The organism is Citrobacter sp. Cf125 (genome assembly GCF_030333935.1).
GTDB lineage: Bacteria > Pseudomonadota > Gammaproteobacteria > Enterobacterales > Enterobacteriaceae > Citrobacter > Citrobacter freundii.
Genome location: NZ_JAOWEY010000022.1, coordinates 970,679 through 989,231, shown reverse-complemented (window position 1 = coordinate 989,231; position 18,553 = coordinate 970,679). Strand labels below are relative to the sequence as shown.

Sequence of the window (18,553 nt, the reverse complement as noted above, 5' to 3'; positions counted from 1 at the left end):
GGACATTTTATGATCTATCCTGATGAAACAATGCTTTACGCACCGGTAGAATGGCACGATTGCTCTGAAGGCTATACCGACATTCTTTACGAGAAATCCACCGACGGTATCGCAAAAATCACCATTAATCGTCCGCAGGTACGCAATGCCTTCCGTCCGGTCACCGTGAAAGAGATGATCCAGGCGCTGGCGGATGCTCGCTATGATGACAACATCGGCGTGATTATTCTGACCGGTGCGGGCGATAAAGCGTTCTGTGCAGGCGGCGATCAGAAGGTACGTGGCGACTACGGCGGATACCAGGATGACTCCGGTGTGCATCACCTGAACGTACTGGACTTCCAGCGTCAGATTCGTACCTGTCCGAAACCGGTAGTAGCGATGGTTGCAGGTTTCTCCATTGGCGGCGGTCATGTGCTGCACATGATGTGTGACCTGACCATTGCGGCTGAAAACGCCATCTTCGGTCAGACCGGTCCAAAAGTCGGTTCCTTCGACGGCGGTTGGGGCGCTTCCTATATGGCGCGCATCGTCGGTCAGAAAAAAGCGCGTGAAATCTGGTTCCTGTGCCGTCAGTACGATGCGAAACAGGCGCTGGATATGGGGCTGGTCAACACCGTGGTTCCGCTGGCGGATCTGGAAAAAGAGACAGTACGCTGGTGTCGCGAAATGCTGCAAAACAGCCCAATGGCGCTGCGCTGCCTGAAAGCTGCACTGAACGCCGACTGTGATGGTCAGGCAGGTCTGCAGGAGCTGGCAGGTAACGCCACTATGCTGTTCTACATGACGGAAGAAGGTCAGGAAGGCCGTAACGCCTTTAACCAGAAACGTCAGCCTGATTTCAGCAAATTCAAACGGAATCCGTAATGCGTAGCGCGCAGGTATACCGCTGGCAGATCCCCATGGACGCGGGGGTGATTCTGCGCGACAGGCGGTTAAAAACGCGTGACGGGTTATACGTATGTCTTCGTGACGGTGAGCGTGAAGGGTGGGGAGAAATCTCCCCGCTGCCGGGCTTCAGTCAGGAAAGCTGGGAAGAAGCGCAAACCGAGTTGCTGGCCTGGGTGAAAGGCTGGCTGCAAGGGGATGCCTCCTTACCGCAACTGCCTTCAGTCGCCTTTGGCGTAAGCTGTGCGCTGGCCGAACTGGCTGGCGTATTGCCACAGGACGCAGACTATCGTGCTGCACCGCTGTGTACGGGCGATCCTGACGATCTGGTACTGCAACTGGCGGACATGCCGGGCGAAAAAGTGGCGAAGATTAAGGTCGGTCTGTATGAAGCAGTTCGCGACGGAATGGTAGCCAATCTGTTACTTGAGGCGATCCCGGAGCTGCATTTGCGACTTGACGCCAACCGGGCCTGGACGCCGTTGAAAGCTCAGCAGTTCGCGAAATACGTTAATCCGGAGTATCGCGGACGCATTGCCTTCCTCGAAGAACCGTGCAAAACCCGTGATGATTCTCGTGCCTTCGCGCGTGAAACCGGCATTGCCATCGCCTGGGATGAAAGTCTGCGTGAAGCGGATTTCACCTTCGAAGCCGAAGAGGGCGTCAAGGCTGTGGTTATCAAACCTACGCTGACCGGCAGTCTCGATAAAGTCCGTGAACAGGTGGCAGCGGCGCATGCGCTTGGTCTTACTGCCGTTATCAGTTCGTCAATCGAGTCGAGTCTGGGCTTAACCCAGCTGGCGCGAATTGCCGCCTGGTTGACGCCGCAAACCATCCCGGGTCTGGATACCCTGAGCCTGATGCAGTGCCAGCAGGTACGCACCTGGCCGGGTAGCGCGTTGCCGTGTATCGACGTTGATGCGCTGGAACGTCTGCTATGACCCAGCAGGAAATGCCCGATAGCGTGAGCTTATCGGGCCTGATACAACCCAGTGACTGGCCGTGGCGTCACTGGCGACAGGTTCGTGCGAAGGCGCCAGCCTTACGCCTCAACGACGAGGTATTAAGCTGGAGCGAGCTCTGCGCGCGCATCGACCATCTGGCCTGCGGTTTTGCCGCTCAGGGCGTGGAAGAAGGCGATGGCGTCCTGCTTCGCGCCTGGAATCATCCGCGCGCTTTGCTGGCCTGGCTCGCGCTGCTGCAGTGTGGGGCGCGGGTTTTACCTGTGAACCCACAGTTGCCTCAGTCGCTGCTTGATGCGCTGGTCCCGGACTTAACGCTACGTTTTGCGCTGGATCTGGAGGCTGCTATCGCACTCCCGGAACTCAGTCCGTTACAGATGCAGTCGTTGCCAGGCGATCACGCCGCTGCATGGTTGCCCGAGCGTTTGAGCACGATGACGTTAACCTCAGGTTCTACCGGATTACCAAAGGCGGCGGTGCATACCTGTCAGGCGCATCTGGCAAGCGCGCAGGGCGTACTGTCATTAATGCCGTTTGGTGCTGAGGATGACTGGCTGCTCTCACTGCCGCTGTTTCATGTTTCCGGGCAGGGCATTTTGTGGCGATGGTTGTTCGCCGGGGCGCGAATGACCGTGCGCGATAAACAGCCGCTGGATCAAATGCTGGCTGGATGCACTCACGCTTCACTGGTGCCCACGCAACTGTGGCGCTTACTTGTTAATAACACGCCAGTCACGCTAAAAGCGGTGCTGCTGGGCGGTGCGGCAATTCCTGTTGAGTTGACGGAACAGGCGCGTGAACAGGGGATTCGTTGCTGGTGCGGTTACGGATTGACGGAGTTTGCTTCTACGGTTTGTGCGAAAGAGGCAGATGGCCTGGCGGATGTGGGCTCTGCTTTACCGGGGCGGGAAGTCAGGATCGTTAATGACGAAGTTTGGCTACGAGCCGCCAGCATGGCGCAAGGTTACTGGCGTAACGGACAGCTTATGCCTTTAGTGAACGCGGAAGGCTGGTTTGCAACCCGCGATCGCGGCGTGTTGAAGGACGGCAAGTTAACCATTGTCGGTCGTATGGACAATCTGTTCTTTAGCGGCGGGGAAGGCATACAGCCGGAAGAGGTGGAACGCGTGATTGCCGCACATCCACATGTTCTGCAGGCCTTTATTGTGCCGATAGAAGACAAAGAATTTGGCCATCGCCCGGTGGCGGTCGTTGAGTATGACGCTAATGCTGGAGAAACTAATCTGGCAGAGTGGGTAAAAGATAAGCTGGCACGCTTTCAGCAACCGGTATGTTGGTTGACATTGCCACCCGAGCTTAAAGCCGGAGGGATTAAAATCTCGCGTCGTGCGTTGTCGGATTGGGTAAGTGCTTCATCATTAACATTAAGAAAGCATTAATTACATTTCTCATTTTTGTCATTCCTCAGCTATTGTCCTTTTGTTTATCTGCTGAAGTGTAACCTATTGTGAAATTTTTTAACAAAAGGTGCGCTATGGAATGGCATGTGAAGAAGTCTTGCTGTCACAAGAAAGCAGAGAGGCTCTATATCGTACTTTGCGATAGTGGTGGTTCGCTTAAGATGCTCGCTGAGGCGCAATCTTTCGAGCGGGTTAAACCTGGCGATCTTCTTTCACCGCTGAAAGATGCGCAGTATTGTGTTAATCGCGATGTATCCCGCGTGATTAAAATAATCGATGCCAGACAGTACATATGTGACGAATGGGAGCGCCTGTTACGACTGTCGGCAGATAAATGAGCTCAGCGCCGGTGCTTGTCTGCAGGCAGAAAAATCGTCATTAAACCCGCCATGATGCACAGTACCCCAACCAGCGCCTTTACTGAAAATGTTCCCTGCCAGCCGGGCAGAATCATTGATGCAACCCAAACCAGCACATAGCTCAGGCTGAGCAGGGCATAAGCTTTGCTCAGCGCGAGCTGGTGCAGGGCTTTATGCCAGCAAATAACCGACAGCAAATAGCCTGCCAGCCCGGCAGATAAAGCAAACGCTCCAATACTGAGAGATAATACGGCGGAGATGAACGCCAGCGGCTGCATCATTGGCGGCAGATTATCCATTGCGAAGCCGAGGCTCAACTGGGCTGCGGAGGTGATAATAACGCTACATAATCCCCAAAAGATGCCCATTACACTGCGCTCCCAAGAATAAAGATGCCGGTAATGATCAGCCCAACCCCCAGCCAGTGGCGTGTAGTGACGGGTTCGCGCCAGATTTTCCACGCGGCCAGCGTCACCCATACAAAGTTAAGACTCAGCATGGGGTAGGCGATGCCGACAGGAATGTTCTGCAGTACCGCCAGCCATAGCAGCATGGCCAGACCGAGGCTTGTCAGAGCAAGCCCAATCCATTGCGTGACGTGGCGTTTTCGCGCACGAACGGACACCGGTCGGGTCGCCTGCTTCTGGCATAGCTGGCCGCAGACGCTGAGCAGGCTGGCGAGAACTAAGGCTATCCAGATCATTTTGGCCGATACTGAATCAGGACCAGTCGCCCCTGATTATCAATGTAATCAGCGGGAGGGAGAGCGAGATGATTAATATCTTCATCCTTATCAATCGTGAGCACGAGCGTAATATTTCCTTGCTGACGATGTTGCGCTAACCAGTCGGCAAAGTCTTCCCGACTGACAAAGCGCCCCTGAGCATCCGGGTAGTTGAGGCCATATTTTAACTCTCCCGTTTGGCCGTACATCATGATGTCGTCACGCTTCAGGCTCCAGGCCAGCCCTGCGGCAACGCCAACGTTGTCGGTGAGAATGTAACGGCTCGACTCCAGCGACTCTTTAGTCATCTCGACAAAAAACTGCGGCTGTTTAGACTCCATCACCCGGTCAGGGACTGAGAAACCAAACAACAGCGCGAGTCCCAGCGGACACAGCGCGGCGAATTTCCAGTTCTTCTCGCGGTTATTTAGCGTATACCAGCCGAACAGTGCCCAGGTGATAAAAATACCCCACGCGCAAAACACCTTATACGTTTCGATATGCGACCAGACCGGCGTCTTTAACGGACCCAATGTGGAAACAATAAATGTGGCGACAATGCCGGTCACGCCGAACAGCACGTTGATCCAGCCATTCACGCGCAGTGCGGCGGAGCCTTTTTCCGCGGCCTGCAGGCCGAAACGCGCCGTTAATATCGCCAGCGGGGCGAAGCAAGAAAGAATATAGGTCGGCAGTTTTCCTTTGGCGATGCTGAAAAACAGGATTGGCATGACAATCCAGCTTAACAGGTACAGCGCGCTGCGCGGAACATCCCGCTCACGCCAGCCCGTACGCAGCGCGCCAGGAAGCAGCCCGAGCCACGGTAATGCGCCAGCCACGAATACCGGAATGTAGTACCAGATGGGAGCCTTGTGTTGGGCATCATCCTGTGCGAAGCGTTGAATATGTTCAACCCAGAAGAAGTAATGCCAGAAATCCGGCTCACGCCGGGCAATCGCTATTCCCCACGGCAGCACAATCACGACGCAGCCGATAACCGCCAGCAGACCGTAGAGTATGAGATCTTTCCAGCGCTTTTGCGCGAAAACCCACGGCAGTACGCTGAGCACAGGAACGGCAAGCGCCAGGAAGCCCTTGGTCATCACGCCCATGCCGCAGGTTAACCCTAACAGCAAAAAAGCGATGATTTTGCGCGTTCTGGTGGTGGCCTGCATGCCTTCCCAAAAACAGCACATGCCCGCCATCAGCCAAAGCGCAATTATGGGATCAAGTACCGCGTAGGTGCCGATGCTGTAAACCGAGAAAAACGTTAAAAAGATAGCAGAAGAGAGTACGGCGGTACGCTTATCCTGCCATAACCGCATGGCAAGCCAGGCTACCAGTAGCGCCGTCAGTAAGGTGGCAAAAATAGCCCCCGCTCTGACGCCAAAATTATTAGCGCCAAATAACCATTGCCCGATGCTGTTTAACCAGTATCCGGCAATGGGTTTTTCGAAGTAACGGAGCCCTAAAAAGTGCGGAACGATCCAGTCGCCGGACGTCAGCATTTCCCGACTGATTTCGGCATAGCGCGTTTCATCAGGCTGCCAGAGCATGCGGCTGTTGATGGGGAAAATAAAATACAGCGCAATAAACGCGATACAGGCCAAAGTGTAGCGGGCAGCAGGTTTCATTGTGTCGCACTCACCGGTTGTTGGCAGCCGAGCCATCCCTCTCTGCCGGGTATTTTTCCACGCACGATCTGCCCTGTTGGCAGCGTGCTGATATCGTCTGGTAACAGCTCGCCAAGCGGGCAAAATGTCATCCCCATGTCCGCGGCGCGAGTAAGCAGCTCGTCAAAATTCTGATGAAAGGCGATGCCTTCAACTTCCGCATGAATGGTGTACACCGGTGTTCCTCTGCTCATCTGGATGTGGGAGAGAATATAAGCGTTGAAGTCCACCGCCTGGACCTCCTGACCAACCACTTCATCCCATGTTGGTAACGTGACGGGAATTTGCGGCGTACCTGTTTTCCCGGACGCCAGTACAGGGCGAAATAGCGACGTTCCCCGACAGTCGCTGTTATAGCGTAAATGGAACGTTTCTTTTGCCTCGACGACGCGGTTGTCGGCACGCCATCCGGCAACCGCAGAACAGGTAACCGGTTGTCCGATGATGGCTTCAAGGGCGGTAATGCCTCGTGAAATATCATCAATCAGCTGTTTATCATTCCAGTTTCCGCTTCGCGCTTGCCAGGCATGGTGATCCCAGGCATGCAAACCGGTTTCATGAATCAGGGCGGTTTGCGCAATGATCGCCGCATTGGCCTGGCCAATCTCTTTTCCCGGCCACGCGGTTCCCGCGAGCAATATATCCCATCCGTAGAGCGATGCTGCGTTTGAACGCAGCATCTTCCACAGAAATTGTGGCTTCACAAGACGCCAGAGATGGCGCCCCATGTTGTCAGGTCCAACGCTAAAGAAAAAACTTGCCCGAACGTTATGCCGGTTCAATGTCTCCAACAGGCGGGGCACACCTTCGCGCGTCCCCCGGAAAGTATCGACATCAATGCGCAAGCCTACTTTGGTCATGATGTGTGTTCCGTGATATCCACACTGCGTAAGAAGAAGTCCAGCGTCTCTTCTACCGTTTCCTGCATCTCAATGGTGGGCTCCCAGTTCAGGCAGCGTTTTGCATTACGAATGTTGGGCTTACGATGCTCAACGTCCTGATAACCTTTACCATAGTAGCTACTACTTTCGACGTCACGGAAACCGGCAAACGGCGGGAAGTGGTTGCGTAATGGGTGTTTTTCAAAGCAGGTAAGCAGCATTTCTGCCAGTTCCTGAATACTGGCCTCATTCTCCGGGTTACCGATGTTGATAATTTCGCCATCGCAGCGTCCGCCTTCGTTTTCAATGATGCGGTACAGGGCTTCGATACCATCGCGAATATCAGTAAAGCAGCGTTTTTGCTTACCGCCTTCAATCAGCTTAATCGGTGAACCTTCCACCAGATTGAGGATCAGTTGGGTAATGGCGCGTGAGCTGCCGATACGCGCGGCGTTAAGGCTGTCCAGACGCGGTCCCATCCAGTTAAACGGACGGAACAGGGTGAAGCGCAATCCCTCTTTTTCGCCGTATGCCCAGATTACGCGGTCCAGCAACTGCTTGGAAACGGAGTAGATCCAGCGTGGTTTATTGACCGGACCGACGATCAGGTTCGAGCTGTCTTCATCAAAAACTTTGTCGGTACACATGCCGTAGACTTCGGAGGTTGACGGGAAAATGATGCGCTTACGGTATTTCACGCAGTAGCGAATGATTTTCAGGTTCTCTTCAAAATCGAGCTCAAACACGCGCAGCGGGTTGCGGGTATATTCGATTGGCGTGGCGATCGCTACCAGCGGCAGCACGACGTCGCATTTTTTCACATGATATTCAATCCATTCGGAGTGAATGCTGATATCGCCTTCGACGAAATGGAATCGTGGATGCTGCAGAAAACGACTAATGGCGTCGCTGCCAATGTCGAGTCCATACACTTCGTAATTGTCCTCTTGCAACAGGCGCTCGGTCAGATGGTTACCAATGAAGCCATTGACGCCAAGGATCAGCACGCGAGTACGGCGTTTAGCGGTAGTAACTGACTGGCTGTTCAGGCGAGAACCTGGTACCAGGCCCAGAACCTGCGCCAGCTGTGACCCCTGCATGGCAATACCATCGCCAGCTTGCCCGGTAATAATCTCCAGTGCGCCATCAGCGCAGGCGATCAGCAAAGGAGAAACGGAGATGACGGTTCCTGGCTGGGCTGCGCGGTCATTTTTGCAAACACGTGACGACCAGACGGTGAATTTTTGCGTACCAACATAGCTAAATGCGCCCGGCCATGGATCGCTGACGGCGCGTACCTGGTTATGCAACTCTGCGGCTGGTTTGTTCCAGTCGAGGACGCTATCTTCCGGCGTACGGCGACCAAAACAGGTCGCCTCTGCTTCCTGTTGGGGGTGTTCTGCATAATCTCCCGTTTTAATCGCGGGCAGCGCCTCTTCCAGTAACTGACGCGCTGCCTGGCACAATTTATGGTGCAGCGTTAACGCCACATCATCGGGCGAAATAGCAACCCGCTGCTGGGCAACAATGGCACCGGCATCCGCGCGTTTGACCATCCGGTGAAGCGTGACGCCGGTTTCGGTTTCACCATTGACCAGTACCCAGTTCAGCGGCGCGCGGCCACGGTATTTCGGCAGCAGCGAGCCGTGCAGATTAAATGCACCCTTAGGGGCAAGGCTGAGGATCTCATCACTCAGTAAATGGCGATAGTAGAACGAGAAGATAACATCAGGTGCCAGTTGGCTAATGCGCTCAATCCACAGGGGATGATTAACCTCGTCCGGGGCGTAAACCGGAATACCGGCGCTGGCCGCGAGGCGAGAAACAGATCCAAAGAACGCTTTTTCACCCGGATTGTCGGTGTGCGTAAAAATTGCAGCGATTTCATAACCTGCATCCAACAAGGCCTGGACACCCTGACATCCCATATCGTGATAGGCAAATACGACGGCTTTCATGCGCGGTTTTCCTCGGTTGACTGCGTGGTTTGTGGGCGGATAACGTGTTGAACAAAATAGCGGGGGCGGGCGCGGACATCGTTATAGATGCGACCGATATATTCGCCGAGTAAACCCATGCCAATAAACTGTGCGCCGATAAAGGTAAACAGGACGGCAAACAGCATGAATACCCCTTCCGCGGCCCACTGTGGGCCGAGCGTCAGGCGCAGAACAACAAGCAAGACTGATAAGGTAAAGCCCGTGGCGGCGATCACGCTGCCCAACAGACTCAGCATGCGAAGCGGTGTTGTGGTAAGGCAAGTCACCAGGTCATACATCAGGTTGATCAGACGCATGAAGCTGTATTTGGAATCACCAAATTCGCGCTCTGCATGATGTACCGGGATCTCCGTAGCGCGACGGGCAAAAATGTTGGCCAGAATAGGGATAAAGGTGCTGCGCTCCTGGCAATGCAGCATGGCATCGACGATGTGACGGCGATAGGCGCGTAGCATGCAGCCGTAGTCGCCCATCGCTTTTCCGGTGGTTCGTTGGATCAGATGGTTGATCATGCGTGAGGCGGTCTTACGAAATACGCTGTCCTGCCGGTTCTGGCGCACCGTGCCCACCACATCAAACCCCTCATCTGCTGTGGCGACCAACCGAGGGATCTCCTCCGGCGGGTTCTGCAAATCGGCATCCAGTGTGATGATCAAGTCGCCAGTGACATGGCTGAAACCGGCCATAATCGCCGAGTGTTGTCCGTAATTGCGATTCAGCAAAATAGAAACAATATGGCTGTTTGGTGCCTGGGAGGCGTTCATCATCAACTGAGCGGAATTGTCACTGCTACCGTCGTCGATCAGCAGAATTTCATAGTCTTTACCCAATTTCTCGCAGGCGGCGCTGGTGCGTCTGATTAACTCTGGCAGGCTTTCCTGTTCATTAAAAACGGGAATGACCACCGAGACTTTTTTGATTGGTGCTGCTTCAAACATGATTATTGTCCTGCAATCTCGCGAAGTGCCGTAATGACCCGCTGGGTATCCGCTTCGGTCATGTCTGGGAATAACGGCAGCGAGCAGATGCGCGCGCTGTTCCATTCAGTATTTGGGAGCGAAAGGGTAGTGAAGCGTTCGCGATAATATTTTTGCGTATGGGCTGCACGAAAATGCAGACCGGTGCCGATATCTTTAGTCTTCAGCGCTTCCATCAGGGCATCTCTGCTCAGCCCGCAGCGCGTTTCGTCAACACGAATGATGAATAAGTGCCAGGCATGAACGTGCGGCCACCGGGGCAGGTCCAGCGGTTGAAATGGCGTATCAGCCAGCGCCTGCTGATATTGCTGGGCAATTTGCGTCCGGCGTGAATTCAGTTGCTCCAGCTTATTCAGCTGTACCAACGCAATAGCGGCATTGATATCCGTCAGGTTGTATTTGTATCCTGGCGCAAGCACTTCGGCCTGCGGTGCCCGGCCATAGGTTTGTCGATCAAAAGCATCAACGCCCAGACCGTGAAACTTCAGGCTGCGAAGCCGCTGGGCAAGCTGGCTGTCGTCGGTAACAATCAGTCCACCTTCTGCGCAGGTGATATTTTTGATGGCGTGAAACGAGAAGATTGCCGTACCGCGCGCCCCGACATGACGGCCCTTATACAATGTCCCTACGGCATGGGCAGCATCTTCTATTACCGGAATACCATACCGCTCGCCAATGGCATAAATCGCGTCAAGATCGACGGGGGCGCCTGCGTAATGTACTGGAACAATGGCTTTGGTTCGTGGGGTAATGGCGGCTTCAATTTGCTCAGGTGTGACCATAAGTGTATCGCGGTCGACGTCGACCATGACTGGCGTCGCACCCAGCAAGACAATCATGTTGAGGGTGGAAACCCACGTCATTGACGGCGTAATGACCTCATCGCCTGCACCTATGCCCAACGCCATCAGTGTGATGTGCATACCCGCCGTGGCAGAGCAGACGGCGACGGCGTGTTGATTTCCTGTGAGCTGGCAGAAGGCTTCTTCCAACTGTTGGTTCTTCGGGCCAGTGGTTATCCATCCAGAGTCCAGCACCGCTTTTACAGCGGCAAGCTCTTCAGCACCCATTGCCGGGCGAGAGAAAGGCAAAAAGTCAGACATCATTATTCCTTCAAGCCATTTAACGCTACCTAAGTTTTATTTTTAGGACTAAACAGGGGCGTCGTTAATTATTTCATCAGGCTACAAAGGTTAATGGCCGAAGGTTAATTTATCCTTAAGGGGTTAAGGTTTGGGAGATAATAACAAAGACAGTGGGGAGTGGTTTATTTGTTTGAATATAAAGAGTTTTTAGTCATTATGGCGGTATTGTTCTCTGTTGCTGAATGCTGAGAGCAATACCGCTAATGTGATCATTGTTTATATTACGTTTAAACTCGGGGGACTTACAGTAACCCTTTCAAGGTTAACGTTTTACGTGTGGCGATATTTAAGTCGTAGGTGCCGAGATCTTCCGCTTTAACCCAGGCGAACGCCTGGAACTCTTCGTTAATGTTCACTTCACGATTAGCTGCCACACAATCGAAGATGAGATAAATCATATAAATCTCTTCCTGGCTGCCATCCGCGTACGTTTTAGTACGAATATCGTCACTGAATGTCCATGGCGTAATTTCTGATAACACCAGCTGCTCGCCCAGCTCCTCTCTCACTTCCCGACGCAAAGCTTCTTCGATGCGCTCACCCGGCTCAACGCCACCGCCAGACAGCGCCCACTGACCGGGAAACACGCCGCGGTCGTCAGCCATTTTGCAGAGTAAATAGCAGCCATCGTTTTGAATTAATGGGCAAACAATTGTTCTTTGGCGCATAGGTCAAGTCCTTCCAGGGGGGTATTAAGAATTCCATCATCCACCTATCTTACCTTTTGCTGGCTGGAGAAAAAACGCTTCATCGACGATTAAGTCCGTACGGGCGAGGAAAAATTGATTGTTGTTGAAAATGGCGTTCAGGGATGCGAACGATAGATTACATACAAAAATTTAACCTTATCTAATCTCATTAAGTAGTATTTAGTTACAATATGGTCTTGCATCGCTTTTTTAGCTCATTGATTCCTCGTCATCTGACAGTACAATTCACCGGTTTTGGGGCTATGTTTTGATTCTTGCAGGAAAGGATAGAAAATGAAAAAAAGTTTACTGTTGGGTTTTGCCGGAATGCTGTTTGTTTCCGCTTCGGCAAACGCGATTAGCATCAATGGTCAGGCTGGCGAAGACTACACCAACCTTGGATTCGGTATGGGTACTGAGACCACTGGTCTGGCCGTCAGCGGCAACTGGATGCATAATGATGACGACGGCGATGTTGCTGGGCTGGGCCTGGGTTTGAATATCCCGCTGGGTCCACTGTTGGCGACCGTTGGTGGTAAAGGTGTTTATACCAATCCAAACGATGGCGATGAAGGTTATGCTGCGGCTGTCGGTGGTGGTTTACAGTGGCCGATCGGCGACAGCATTCGTCTGTTTGGTGAGTACTATTACTCTCCTGATTCGCTTTCCAGCGGTATCGACAGCTATGAAGAAGCAAATGCCGGTGCGCGTTTGACCATTATGCGTCCGCTGAGCATCGAAGCCGGTTATCGTTACCTGAACCTGGCAGGTAAAGACGGTAACCGTGATAACGCAATTGCTGATGGTCCGTACGTTGGGGTTAACGCCAGCTTCTAACATTTCTGGCGCGGCGTTCAGTCGCGCCTTCCCCCCTCCATGCGTTATAGTGTTTTCATCATAAAAGCAGGAGAACACGATGTTAAACGTGGAGATGCTATCCACCGGGGATGAAGTGTTGCACGGACAAATCGTCGACACCAATGCCGCCTGGCTGGCCGATTTTTTCTTTAATCAGGGTTTACCGCTAACACGCCGCAACACGGTAGGTGACAATCTTAACGATTTAGTCGCCGTTTTGCGTGAGCGTAGCGAACACGCCGATATACTGATCGTTAATGGCGGTTTGGGGCCAACCAGCGATGATTTGAGCGCGCTGGCAGCGGCAACGGCAAAAGGCGAAGGGCTGGTGCTGCATGAAGCATGGCTGACCGAGATGGAGCGATATTTCCGCGATCGTGGCCGCGTGATGGCGCCGAGCAACCGCAAACAGGCTGAACTTCCGGCCAGCGCTGAGTTTATCAATAATCCGGTGGGTACCGCGTGCGGGTTCGCCCTGAAGCTTAACCGCTGCCTGATGTTCTTTACACCGGGTGTACCGTCAGAATTTAAAGTCATGGTTGAGCATGAGATCCTGCCGCGTTTGCGTGAGCGTTTCTCTTTGGCTCAGCCCCCGTTATGCCTGCGATTAACCACCTTTGGCCGTTCTGAAAGCGAGCTGGCACAAAGCCTGGATCCGCTGACTTTGCCACCGGGTGTAACAATGGGATATCGCTCCTCAATGCCGATTATTGAGCTGAAGCTGACCGGGCCGGATTCACAACGGGAAGCGATGCTGGCGCTGTGGCCTGAGGTGAAAAAGGTTGCCGGGCAAAACATGATTTTTGAAGGTACGGAAGGTTTGCCTGCGCAAATCGCCCGCACGTTACAGGAACGACAATACAGCCTGACGCTGAGCGAACAATTTACCGGTGGTCTGGTCGCGTTGCAGCTTTCTCGCGCTAATGCTCCGTTGTTGGCGAGCGAAGTTGTTCCGCCCCAGGAAGAAACGCTGGCGCAAACGGCGCATTGGGTAACCGAGCGACGTAGCAAACATTATGCCGGGCTGGCTTTGGCGATATCAGCTTTCGAAAACGAACATATTAACTTTGCGCTGGCCACCCCCAATGGGACATATGGTTTGCGCGTTCGGCTGAACGCTAATCGCTACAGCTTGTCGATTCGTCAGGAAGTGTGCGCAATGATGGCGCTAAATATGCTGCGCCGTTGGCTTAACAATCAGGATCTTGCCAGCGAGCACGGCTGGATCGAAGTGGTTGAGTCGCTCACGATTTAATTATTAACAGGGAAGGTTACAAACCTTCCCAATCTGACTCATTCTGTGACATCGTCAGGTAATAGCCCAGTAATTAACCTAACCAAATCACGATCAATTCCATTTTCCAGCATCATGCGCGCGATACGTAAGGCTTCTTCTTGCGTACCTTTCTGTACTCCTTGCGCTAATCCTTGCTGTATCCCTTGTTGTAGCCCTTGTTGTAGCCCATTGTGGTGACCTTCTTGTTTTAGCCTCTCTGCGATTGTCATCAACCTCAACTTATGATGGGGGGAACGTTCGGCAACTTCATGGATAAATTCGCTGACGTGAGAAACGTCACCGTACCGTAGCAGGTAATTAAATAGCGTTTGTAGCTGGCTGTCATTAGCGGTGCTTGTAACTAATGGTGCTTGCAACTAATAGAGAAGATGGCGTGACGGTATCTACTTTTAACAAGCGCTGCATATGAGAAATTGATTTTTTGCGTGGGTGAATCAGAGATAAATAAGCCCGACTGCAACGTATTCAAATAAGCGGAACTGGAAGCGCAAAAATGCCCGGTAGCAAACACCACCGGGCAACTGAGTTACCCCAACGCTTTGGCAAGCAGGGTGATAGGATGTTCGCAACGCTTACTGGTAGACATCTCAATCTGCCATTTACAGGTTTCGCAGTCGGTGACGACGATATCAGCGCCGCTTTCTTCAATTTGGCGGAATAACGGTGCGCCAATAGACTGTGAAGTCGGATAGTTTTCCTTTTTAAAGCCGTAAGTCCCGGCAATCCCACAACACTGAGAATCCAGCACTGTCAGCTCCAGCCCCGGAATTTGTCGCAGTAGTTCCAGCGTGTAAAGCGTCCAGCCCATTTTCTCCATATGACATGGCGTGTGATAGACCACCTTCAGTGGCAGCGTTTTCAGCGGCAGCGTTTTACCTTCATCCAGCTTGCGCCACAGCCAGCGGGTTGCCAGTTCAATGTGTTCTCGCAGGCCTGAGTTGTCGACATCCAGCACTTCCGGATATTCATCACGTAGCGCAAAGGTACAGGTTGATGAGGTGGCGATCACCGGAATGCCTTTGCCATCAATCGCTTCCCGGAGTGAGGCCACGTTGCTGACCGCCTGTTTACGCGCTTTATCTGTAAATCCGTTAGCAATCAGCGGTACGCCACAGCATTTCTCTTTACTCAGCAGTTGCACGCCGGTTCCCATCGCATTCAACACCTTGATCAGGTCTTTGCCAAGCTGGGGATGGTTGTAATTCACAAAACAGCCGTGGAAAAAGGCGACCTGATCCTGATACTGCGCCTGCTGTGCGGCAATGCTGCGATACCAGCGGCGGAAGGTGCCAAAGGAGTACTTCGGCAGCGTACGGCGATGATCGATTTTTAGCGCGTAATCCAGCAACTGACGTACCGGTTTTAGTGAGGTGGCGGTATTCACTATTGGGGCGAAGGGGGTGGAAACGCTCCCCATTAAATCGGTATGGCTTAAGACGAAGTTACGCAGCGATGGGCGCGTCGTGTCGTATTTGGCGCGCGCGCGCTGGATGATATCGCCGATTTTCACGTCTGACGGACAGGCCACTTCGCAGCGTTTACAGTTGATGCAGTATTTCAGCGCATCGTCATATAGCGCGCCATCTTTCAGGCGCAGACGTTCACCGTCCGGGCCGGCCTGCTTAGGGCCCGGGTAGCTCGGGTTGACGCGGCTTACCGGGCAGGCGGTGGTGCACACCGTACATTTGATACAACTTTCAAAACGTGTGTCGCTCATTGCTGTCCTCCTGCACGTTTCGCAATATGATGTGCGGCATGTAAGGCGCTGACTGCGCACACGCCGCCTCCGCAACCCTGGGCGATAGGGTCGAATCCGCCGAGGACGGAACCGATGGCGTACATGTTCTCTATCGTTTTTCCCGCCAGTGATGGGCGCAATGTGGCATCGGTTGTGACGCCAAACAGTTGCCACGGTTGTGGGTCGAAAACGTCACGCTGATACCACTCGGCGCGGGTAGCTGTTTGCTGTACATCCAGTCCCAGGATTGGTTCGTGGATTGCCTCACGCGTGGCGACCAGCCCGCTGCTGAAAAAACTGCCGCTGGCGAGCACGGCGAAACGTGGCCGCAAGGGGATATCGGCATGATTTCGGGTCCAGATTTCGCTGACCACGCCGTCCTGACAGGTGATTTTCTTCACTTCATCACCCGGCATCCACACACCGCCCTGGCGCACAAACTGGCGCTGCAATTTGTTGTGTAAACGCATGCCCAGTACCGAAGGAGGTAGGGTCGGTAACAGTGTCAGCGAGCAGGGGAGGCGCTCGTTAAGCCACTGCCAGAGTCGCTCATCTGCCAGACCAAAGCAGGCCGGCATGATTATCATGTCGCAGGTTTTTGCCATTGGCAGCAATGCGTCATAGAGCAGCGACCATTTATCTTCGTTATCCAGCAGGCGCGCAATATTAACGGCGCGAAACTCGGTTGGGTTATCACGCAGGACATCCAGTTCCGGCAGTTCGATTTCTGCCGTCTCGACGCTGAGATTACGTTGGCGTAATGACGCCGCGGCAAGATGCGCCTGAAAATCCAGTAACCCGCTAATCCCTACAACGCATATACGCTGCGCGGACAGCGGCCAGACCGGCACTTCCGGGGAACTTAACCAGGTTGAGCGCAGGGTGCCCAGCGGGGTAACACGTTGATGTGCCTGATGCACGTTGCCTTGCAAATGCGTTCCGCATTCTTCCAGTAAATTTTGCGCCTGCTGGGCCAGTTCCAGAACGTTCTGCGTTCCGATGGTGCTATACGGATGTGCGGGTGCCTGAGTGTGCAGCGCATTCAAACCCGCTTCTATATCCGTCACCGGTTGACCATCGGGTAAGCTGCTGAGCAAATCCAGTGAGCCGGAGGAAAAATGCAGGGCGCTTTGGCCGCGGGTAACAATCGTGCAGCGCAGTCCGCTTTTTTGCAGTTGCAGGCCGCATAGCAGTCCAGCGAGGCCGCCGCCTATAATGACGGTATCAAATTTCATCCTGGTGCTCCTTTTCCAGACCACACAACCCTTGATAAACCCAGCGAGTGAATTCGCTTTCGCGCAGTGCATCTCCCCAGGCGATAGGCTGCACACCTTTCCAGCGTTCGTTGAGGAAGTCGGAAAGCTGAGTAATGGATTGTGCTGCGGTAGTGACATTAAAACGTTGCAGCAAACCTGCGGCGCGACAGGCACACAATTCGCCCTGGCAGGTCCCCATTCCGACGCGGGTACGGCGACGCAAATCGAGTAGACTGTTGACGGTTAAATTCTCGACGGCGTATTGCACTTCGCCTGCGGTGACCGCTTCGCATTCACAGACCAGGCTGCGATGTTGACGGCCTTCGCTCAGCCACGCTGGGGTACGATCGCCGTGACGGTAGACCGCCGAACCGCGTAGCGGCGCAGGTAACGAAATAACGCGTTTAAGCGTATGCTCGGTAGATTCCTGTGAGCCAGGCAACGCGGTGTCTGCGGTTGTGCAAGGCTGGGTATTGCCCAGCTTACGGCAAACGGCATCGGTAGCCCACTCCGCCATCAGACGGTAGGTCATCAGTTTGCCGCCGGTAATGGTGATAAACCCTTCCAGTCCGTCACGCTGGGCGTGATCGAACAGCACAATCCCACGGCTGACGTTACGACCGGTGGGATCGTCATCGCTGGCCACCAGCGGACGCACGCCGGAGTAGGCGCGTAAAATGCGCGTTTTCGCCATAATCGGCGCCAGTTTCTCGCCTTCACGCAGCAGAATGTCGACTTCTTCTGCGGTGACGCGGTTGCTGTCGATATCATCGTAATCAATGTGCTGCGAGGTGGTACCGATCAATGAGATGGTATCGCCTGGCACCAGAATATCGGCGTCAGACGGTTTACGGCAGCGGTTGATGACATGCTGGTTAATGCGATGATCCATAATCAGCAACGAACCTTTGGCCGGGAACATACGGATGCTCAGATCGGCATATTCCGCAATGCGTTGACCCCAGATCCCGGCGGCGTTAACGACAACCGGTGCATGCAGGGACTGCATTTCGCCCGTCAGATGATTGCGCACGTTAACGCCGCAAACCGTCGCGCCTTCGCGAATCAGTCCTGTCACTTCATGCGCCGTTAAGATAACCGCGCCATGCTCACGCGCATCCAGCATGTTGGCGGCGGTTAAGCGGAAAGGATCAACCGTGCCGTCCGGCACTTTTACCGCACCAATCAGCTGTGGATTCACGGAAGGTTCGATAATACGTGCCTGCTGAGGGTCAATCGCTTCTGCGCGAATCCCTGCTTCTTCACAGGCGCGAATAAAGGTCGCCTGAAAGGAGAGCTCATCCTCCGGCAGGGTAATAAACAGACCGTCCGTTGGCTCAACGCAATGGCGGGCGATACGTTTCAGAATTTGGTTTTCGCTGATGCACTCACGGGCAGATTCAGCATCGGTGACGGCGTAGCGTGCACCGCTGTGCAGCAGGCCGTGGTTGCGCCCGGTCGCACCTGTGGCGATATCGTGGCGTTCCACTAAGATGACGCGCAACCCGCGCAGCGCACAATCGCGTGCGATCCCTGCACCTGTTGCTCCTCCACCAATGATAATCACGTCACTTGTTTGCGAGTCGCGAGTTTTCATTGTTTTTCCTCACAGTTCGTTTTTTATCATTTAGCCACATAAAAAACATGGATTGTTTGATTTCGCGCATAATCGCTCATTATTCGAA

General features: G+C 53.7%; 18 protein-coding genes. 6 read left to right on the top strand and 12 right to left on the bottom strand.

Features of this window, described 5'->3' with window-relative positions; genetic code table 11:
• Positions 1-9 precede the first annotated feature (9 nt).
• The 4 genes from menB (at position 10) to pmrD (ending at position 3,609) form a co-directional block, all read left to right on the top strand.
• On the top strand, positions 10-867 hold the full coding sequence (gene menB / locus OGV89_RS08980) for a 1,4-dihydroxy-2-naphthoyl-CoA synthase (protein ID WP_003027671.1): 858 nt from the start codon (positions 10-12) through the stop codon (positions 865-867).
• Positions 867-1,829 carry an o-succinylbenzoate synthase gene (gene menC / locus OGV89_RS08975; RefSeq protein ID WP_003027669.1) on the top strand — a complete coding sequence of 321 codons (963 nt, stop codon included), beginning with the start codon at positions 867-869 and terminating at the stop codon, positions 1,827-1,829. Before menB ends, menC begins: the two co-directional genes overlap by 1 nt.
• Positions 1,826-3,250, top strand: coding sequence for an o-succinylbenzoate--CoA ligase (gene menE, locus OGV89_RS08970; RefSeq protein ID WP_115454618.1), 1,425 nt, complete (start codon positions 1,826-1,828; stop codon positions 3,248-3,250). Before menC ends, menE begins: the two co-directional genes overlap by 4 nt.
• Before the next feature lie 95 nt (positions 3,251-3,345).
• Entirely contained in the window at positions 3,346-3,609 is a 264-nt protein-coding gene (gene pmrD, locus OGV89_RS08965) for a signal transduction protein PmrD (protein WP_003839377.1), read from the top strand.
• A 2-nt stretch (positions 3,610-3,611) separates the two neighbouring features.
• Here the strand turns inward: pmrD and arnF are convergent, their stop codons facing one another.
• The 8 genes from arnF to nudI form a co-directional block, all read right to left on the bottom strand.
• Positions 3,612-3,998, bottom strand: a complete 387-nt coding sequence (gene arnF / locus OGV89_RS08960; protein WP_057101400.1) for a 4-amino-4-deoxy-L-arabinose-phosphoundecaprenol flippase subunit ArnF — start codon at positions 3,996-3,998, stop codon at positions 3,612-3,614.
• The gene (arnE, locus tag OGV89_RS08955) at positions 3,998-4,333 is read right to left on the bottom strand and encodes a 4-amino-4-deoxy-L-arabinose-phosphoundecaprenol flippase subunit ArnE (RefSeq protein ID WP_003839381.1); all 336 of its coding nucleotides are present in this window, start codon (positions 4,331-4,333) and stop codon (positions 3,998-4,000) included. The genes arnF and arnE overlap by 1 nt, the downstream gene beginning before the upstream one ends.
• Positions 4,330-5,988, bottom strand: a complete 1,659-nt coding sequence (arnT, locus tag OGV89_RS08950; protein WP_257679467.1) for a lipid IV(A) 4-amino-4-deoxy-L-arabinosyltransferase — start codon at positions 5,986-5,988, stop codon at positions 4,330-4,332. The genes arnE and arnT overlap by 4 nt, the downstream gene beginning before the upstream one ends.
• On the bottom strand, positions 5,985-6,887 hold the full coding sequence (arnD, locus tag OGV89_RS08945) for a 4-deoxy-4-formamido-L-arabinose-phosphoundecaprenol deformylase (protein ID WP_003027653.1): 903 nt from the start codon (positions 6,885-6,887) through the stop codon (positions 5,985-5,987). The genes arnT and arnD overlap by 4 nt, the downstream gene beginning before the upstream one ends.
• Positions 6,884-8,866, bottom strand: a complete 1,983-nt coding sequence (gene arnA, locus OGV89_RS08940; RefSeq protein ID WP_003845108.1) for a bifunctional UDP-4-amino-4-deoxy-L-arabinose formyltransferase/UDP-glucuronic acid oxidase ArnA — start codon at positions 8,864-8,866, stop codon at positions 6,884-6,886. The genes arnD and arnA overlap by 4 nt, the downstream gene beginning before the upstream one ends.
• Positions 8,863-9,846 (bottom strand): undecaprenyl-phosphate 4-deoxy-4-formamido-L-arabinose transferase, encoded by a 984-nt coding sequence (gene arnC, locus OGV89_RS08935; protein WP_003027648.1) that lies wholly within the window; start codon positions 9,844-9,846, stop codon positions 8,863-8,865. The genes arnA and arnC overlap by 4 nt, the downstream gene beginning before the upstream one ends.
• Before the next feature lie 2 nt (positions 9,847-9,848).
• Positions 9,849-10,988 (bottom strand): UDP-4-amino-4-deoxy-L-arabinose aminotransferase, encoded by a 1,140-nt coding sequence (gene arnB / locus OGV89_RS08930; RefSeq protein WP_003845109.1) that lies wholly within the window; start codon positions 10,986-10,988, stop codon positions 9,849-9,851.
• Between the two features lie 284 nt (positions 10,989-11,272).
• The gene (gene nudI / locus OGV89_RS08925; protein ID WP_003027643.1) at positions 11,273-11,698 is read right to left on the bottom strand and encodes a nucleoside triphosphatase NudI; all 426 of its coding nucleotides are present in this window, start codon (positions 11,696-11,698) and stop codon (positions 11,273-11,275) included.
• A 315-nt stretch (positions 11,699-12,013) separates the two neighbouring features.
• Between nudI and OGV89_RS08920 the strand changes: the two genes are divergently transcribed.
• Both OGV89_RS08920 and OGV89_RS08915 read left to right on the top strand, forming a co-directional pair.
• Positions 12,014-12,556, top strand: coding sequence for a YfaZ family protein (locus tag OGV89_RS08920; RefSeq protein ID WP_003027640.1), 543 nt, complete (start codon positions 12,014-12,016; stop codon positions 12,554-12,556).
• A gap of 79 nt (positions 12,557-12,635) precedes the next feature.
• Complete coding sequence (locus OGV89_RS08915; RefSeq protein WP_044714030.1) at positions 12,636-13,832, top strand: nicotinamide mononucleotide deamidase-related protein YfaY; 1,197 nt, start codon at positions 12,636-12,638, stop codon at positions 13,830-13,832.
• Positions 13,833-13,870: 38 nt separating this feature from the next.
• On the opposite strand, the gene OGV89_RS23010 is transcribed toward OGV89_RS08915, so the two are convergent.
• From OGV89_RS23010 to glpA, 4 genes are all read right to left on the bottom strand, one after another.
• Positions 13,871-14,083 carry an Rpn/YhgA-type helix-turn-helix domain-containing protein gene (locus OGV89_RS23010; RefSeq protein ID WP_003845112.1) on the bottom strand — a complete coding sequence of 71 codons (213 nt, stop codon included), beginning with the start codon at positions 14,081-14,083 and terminating at the stop codon, positions 13,871-13,873.
• A gap of 317 nt (positions 14,084-14,400) precedes the next feature.
• Positions 14,401-15,591 (bottom strand): anaerobic glycerol-3-phosphate dehydrogenase subunit GlpC, encoded by a 1,191-nt coding sequence (gene glpC, locus OGV89_RS08905; protein WP_003027620.1) that lies wholly within the window; start codon positions 15,589-15,591, stop codon positions 14,401-14,403.
• Positions 15,588-16,847 carry a glycerol-3-phosphate dehydrogenase subunit GlpB gene (gene glpB, locus OGV89_RS08900; protein WP_003839405.1) on the bottom strand — a complete coding sequence of 420 codons (1,260 nt, stop codon included), beginning with the start codon at positions 16,845-16,847 and terminating at the stop codon, positions 15,588-15,590. Before glpB ends, glpC begins: the two co-directional genes overlap by 4 nt.
• On the bottom strand, positions 16,837-18,465 hold the full coding sequence (gene glpA, locus OGV89_RS08895) for an anaerobic glycerol-3-phosphate dehydrogenase subunit A (protein ID WP_046670096.1): 1,629 nt from the start codon (positions 18,463-18,465) through the stop codon (positions 16,837-16,839). Before glpA ends, glpB begins: the two co-directional genes overlap by 11 nt.
• Positions 18,466-18,553: the final 88 nt, after the last annotated feature.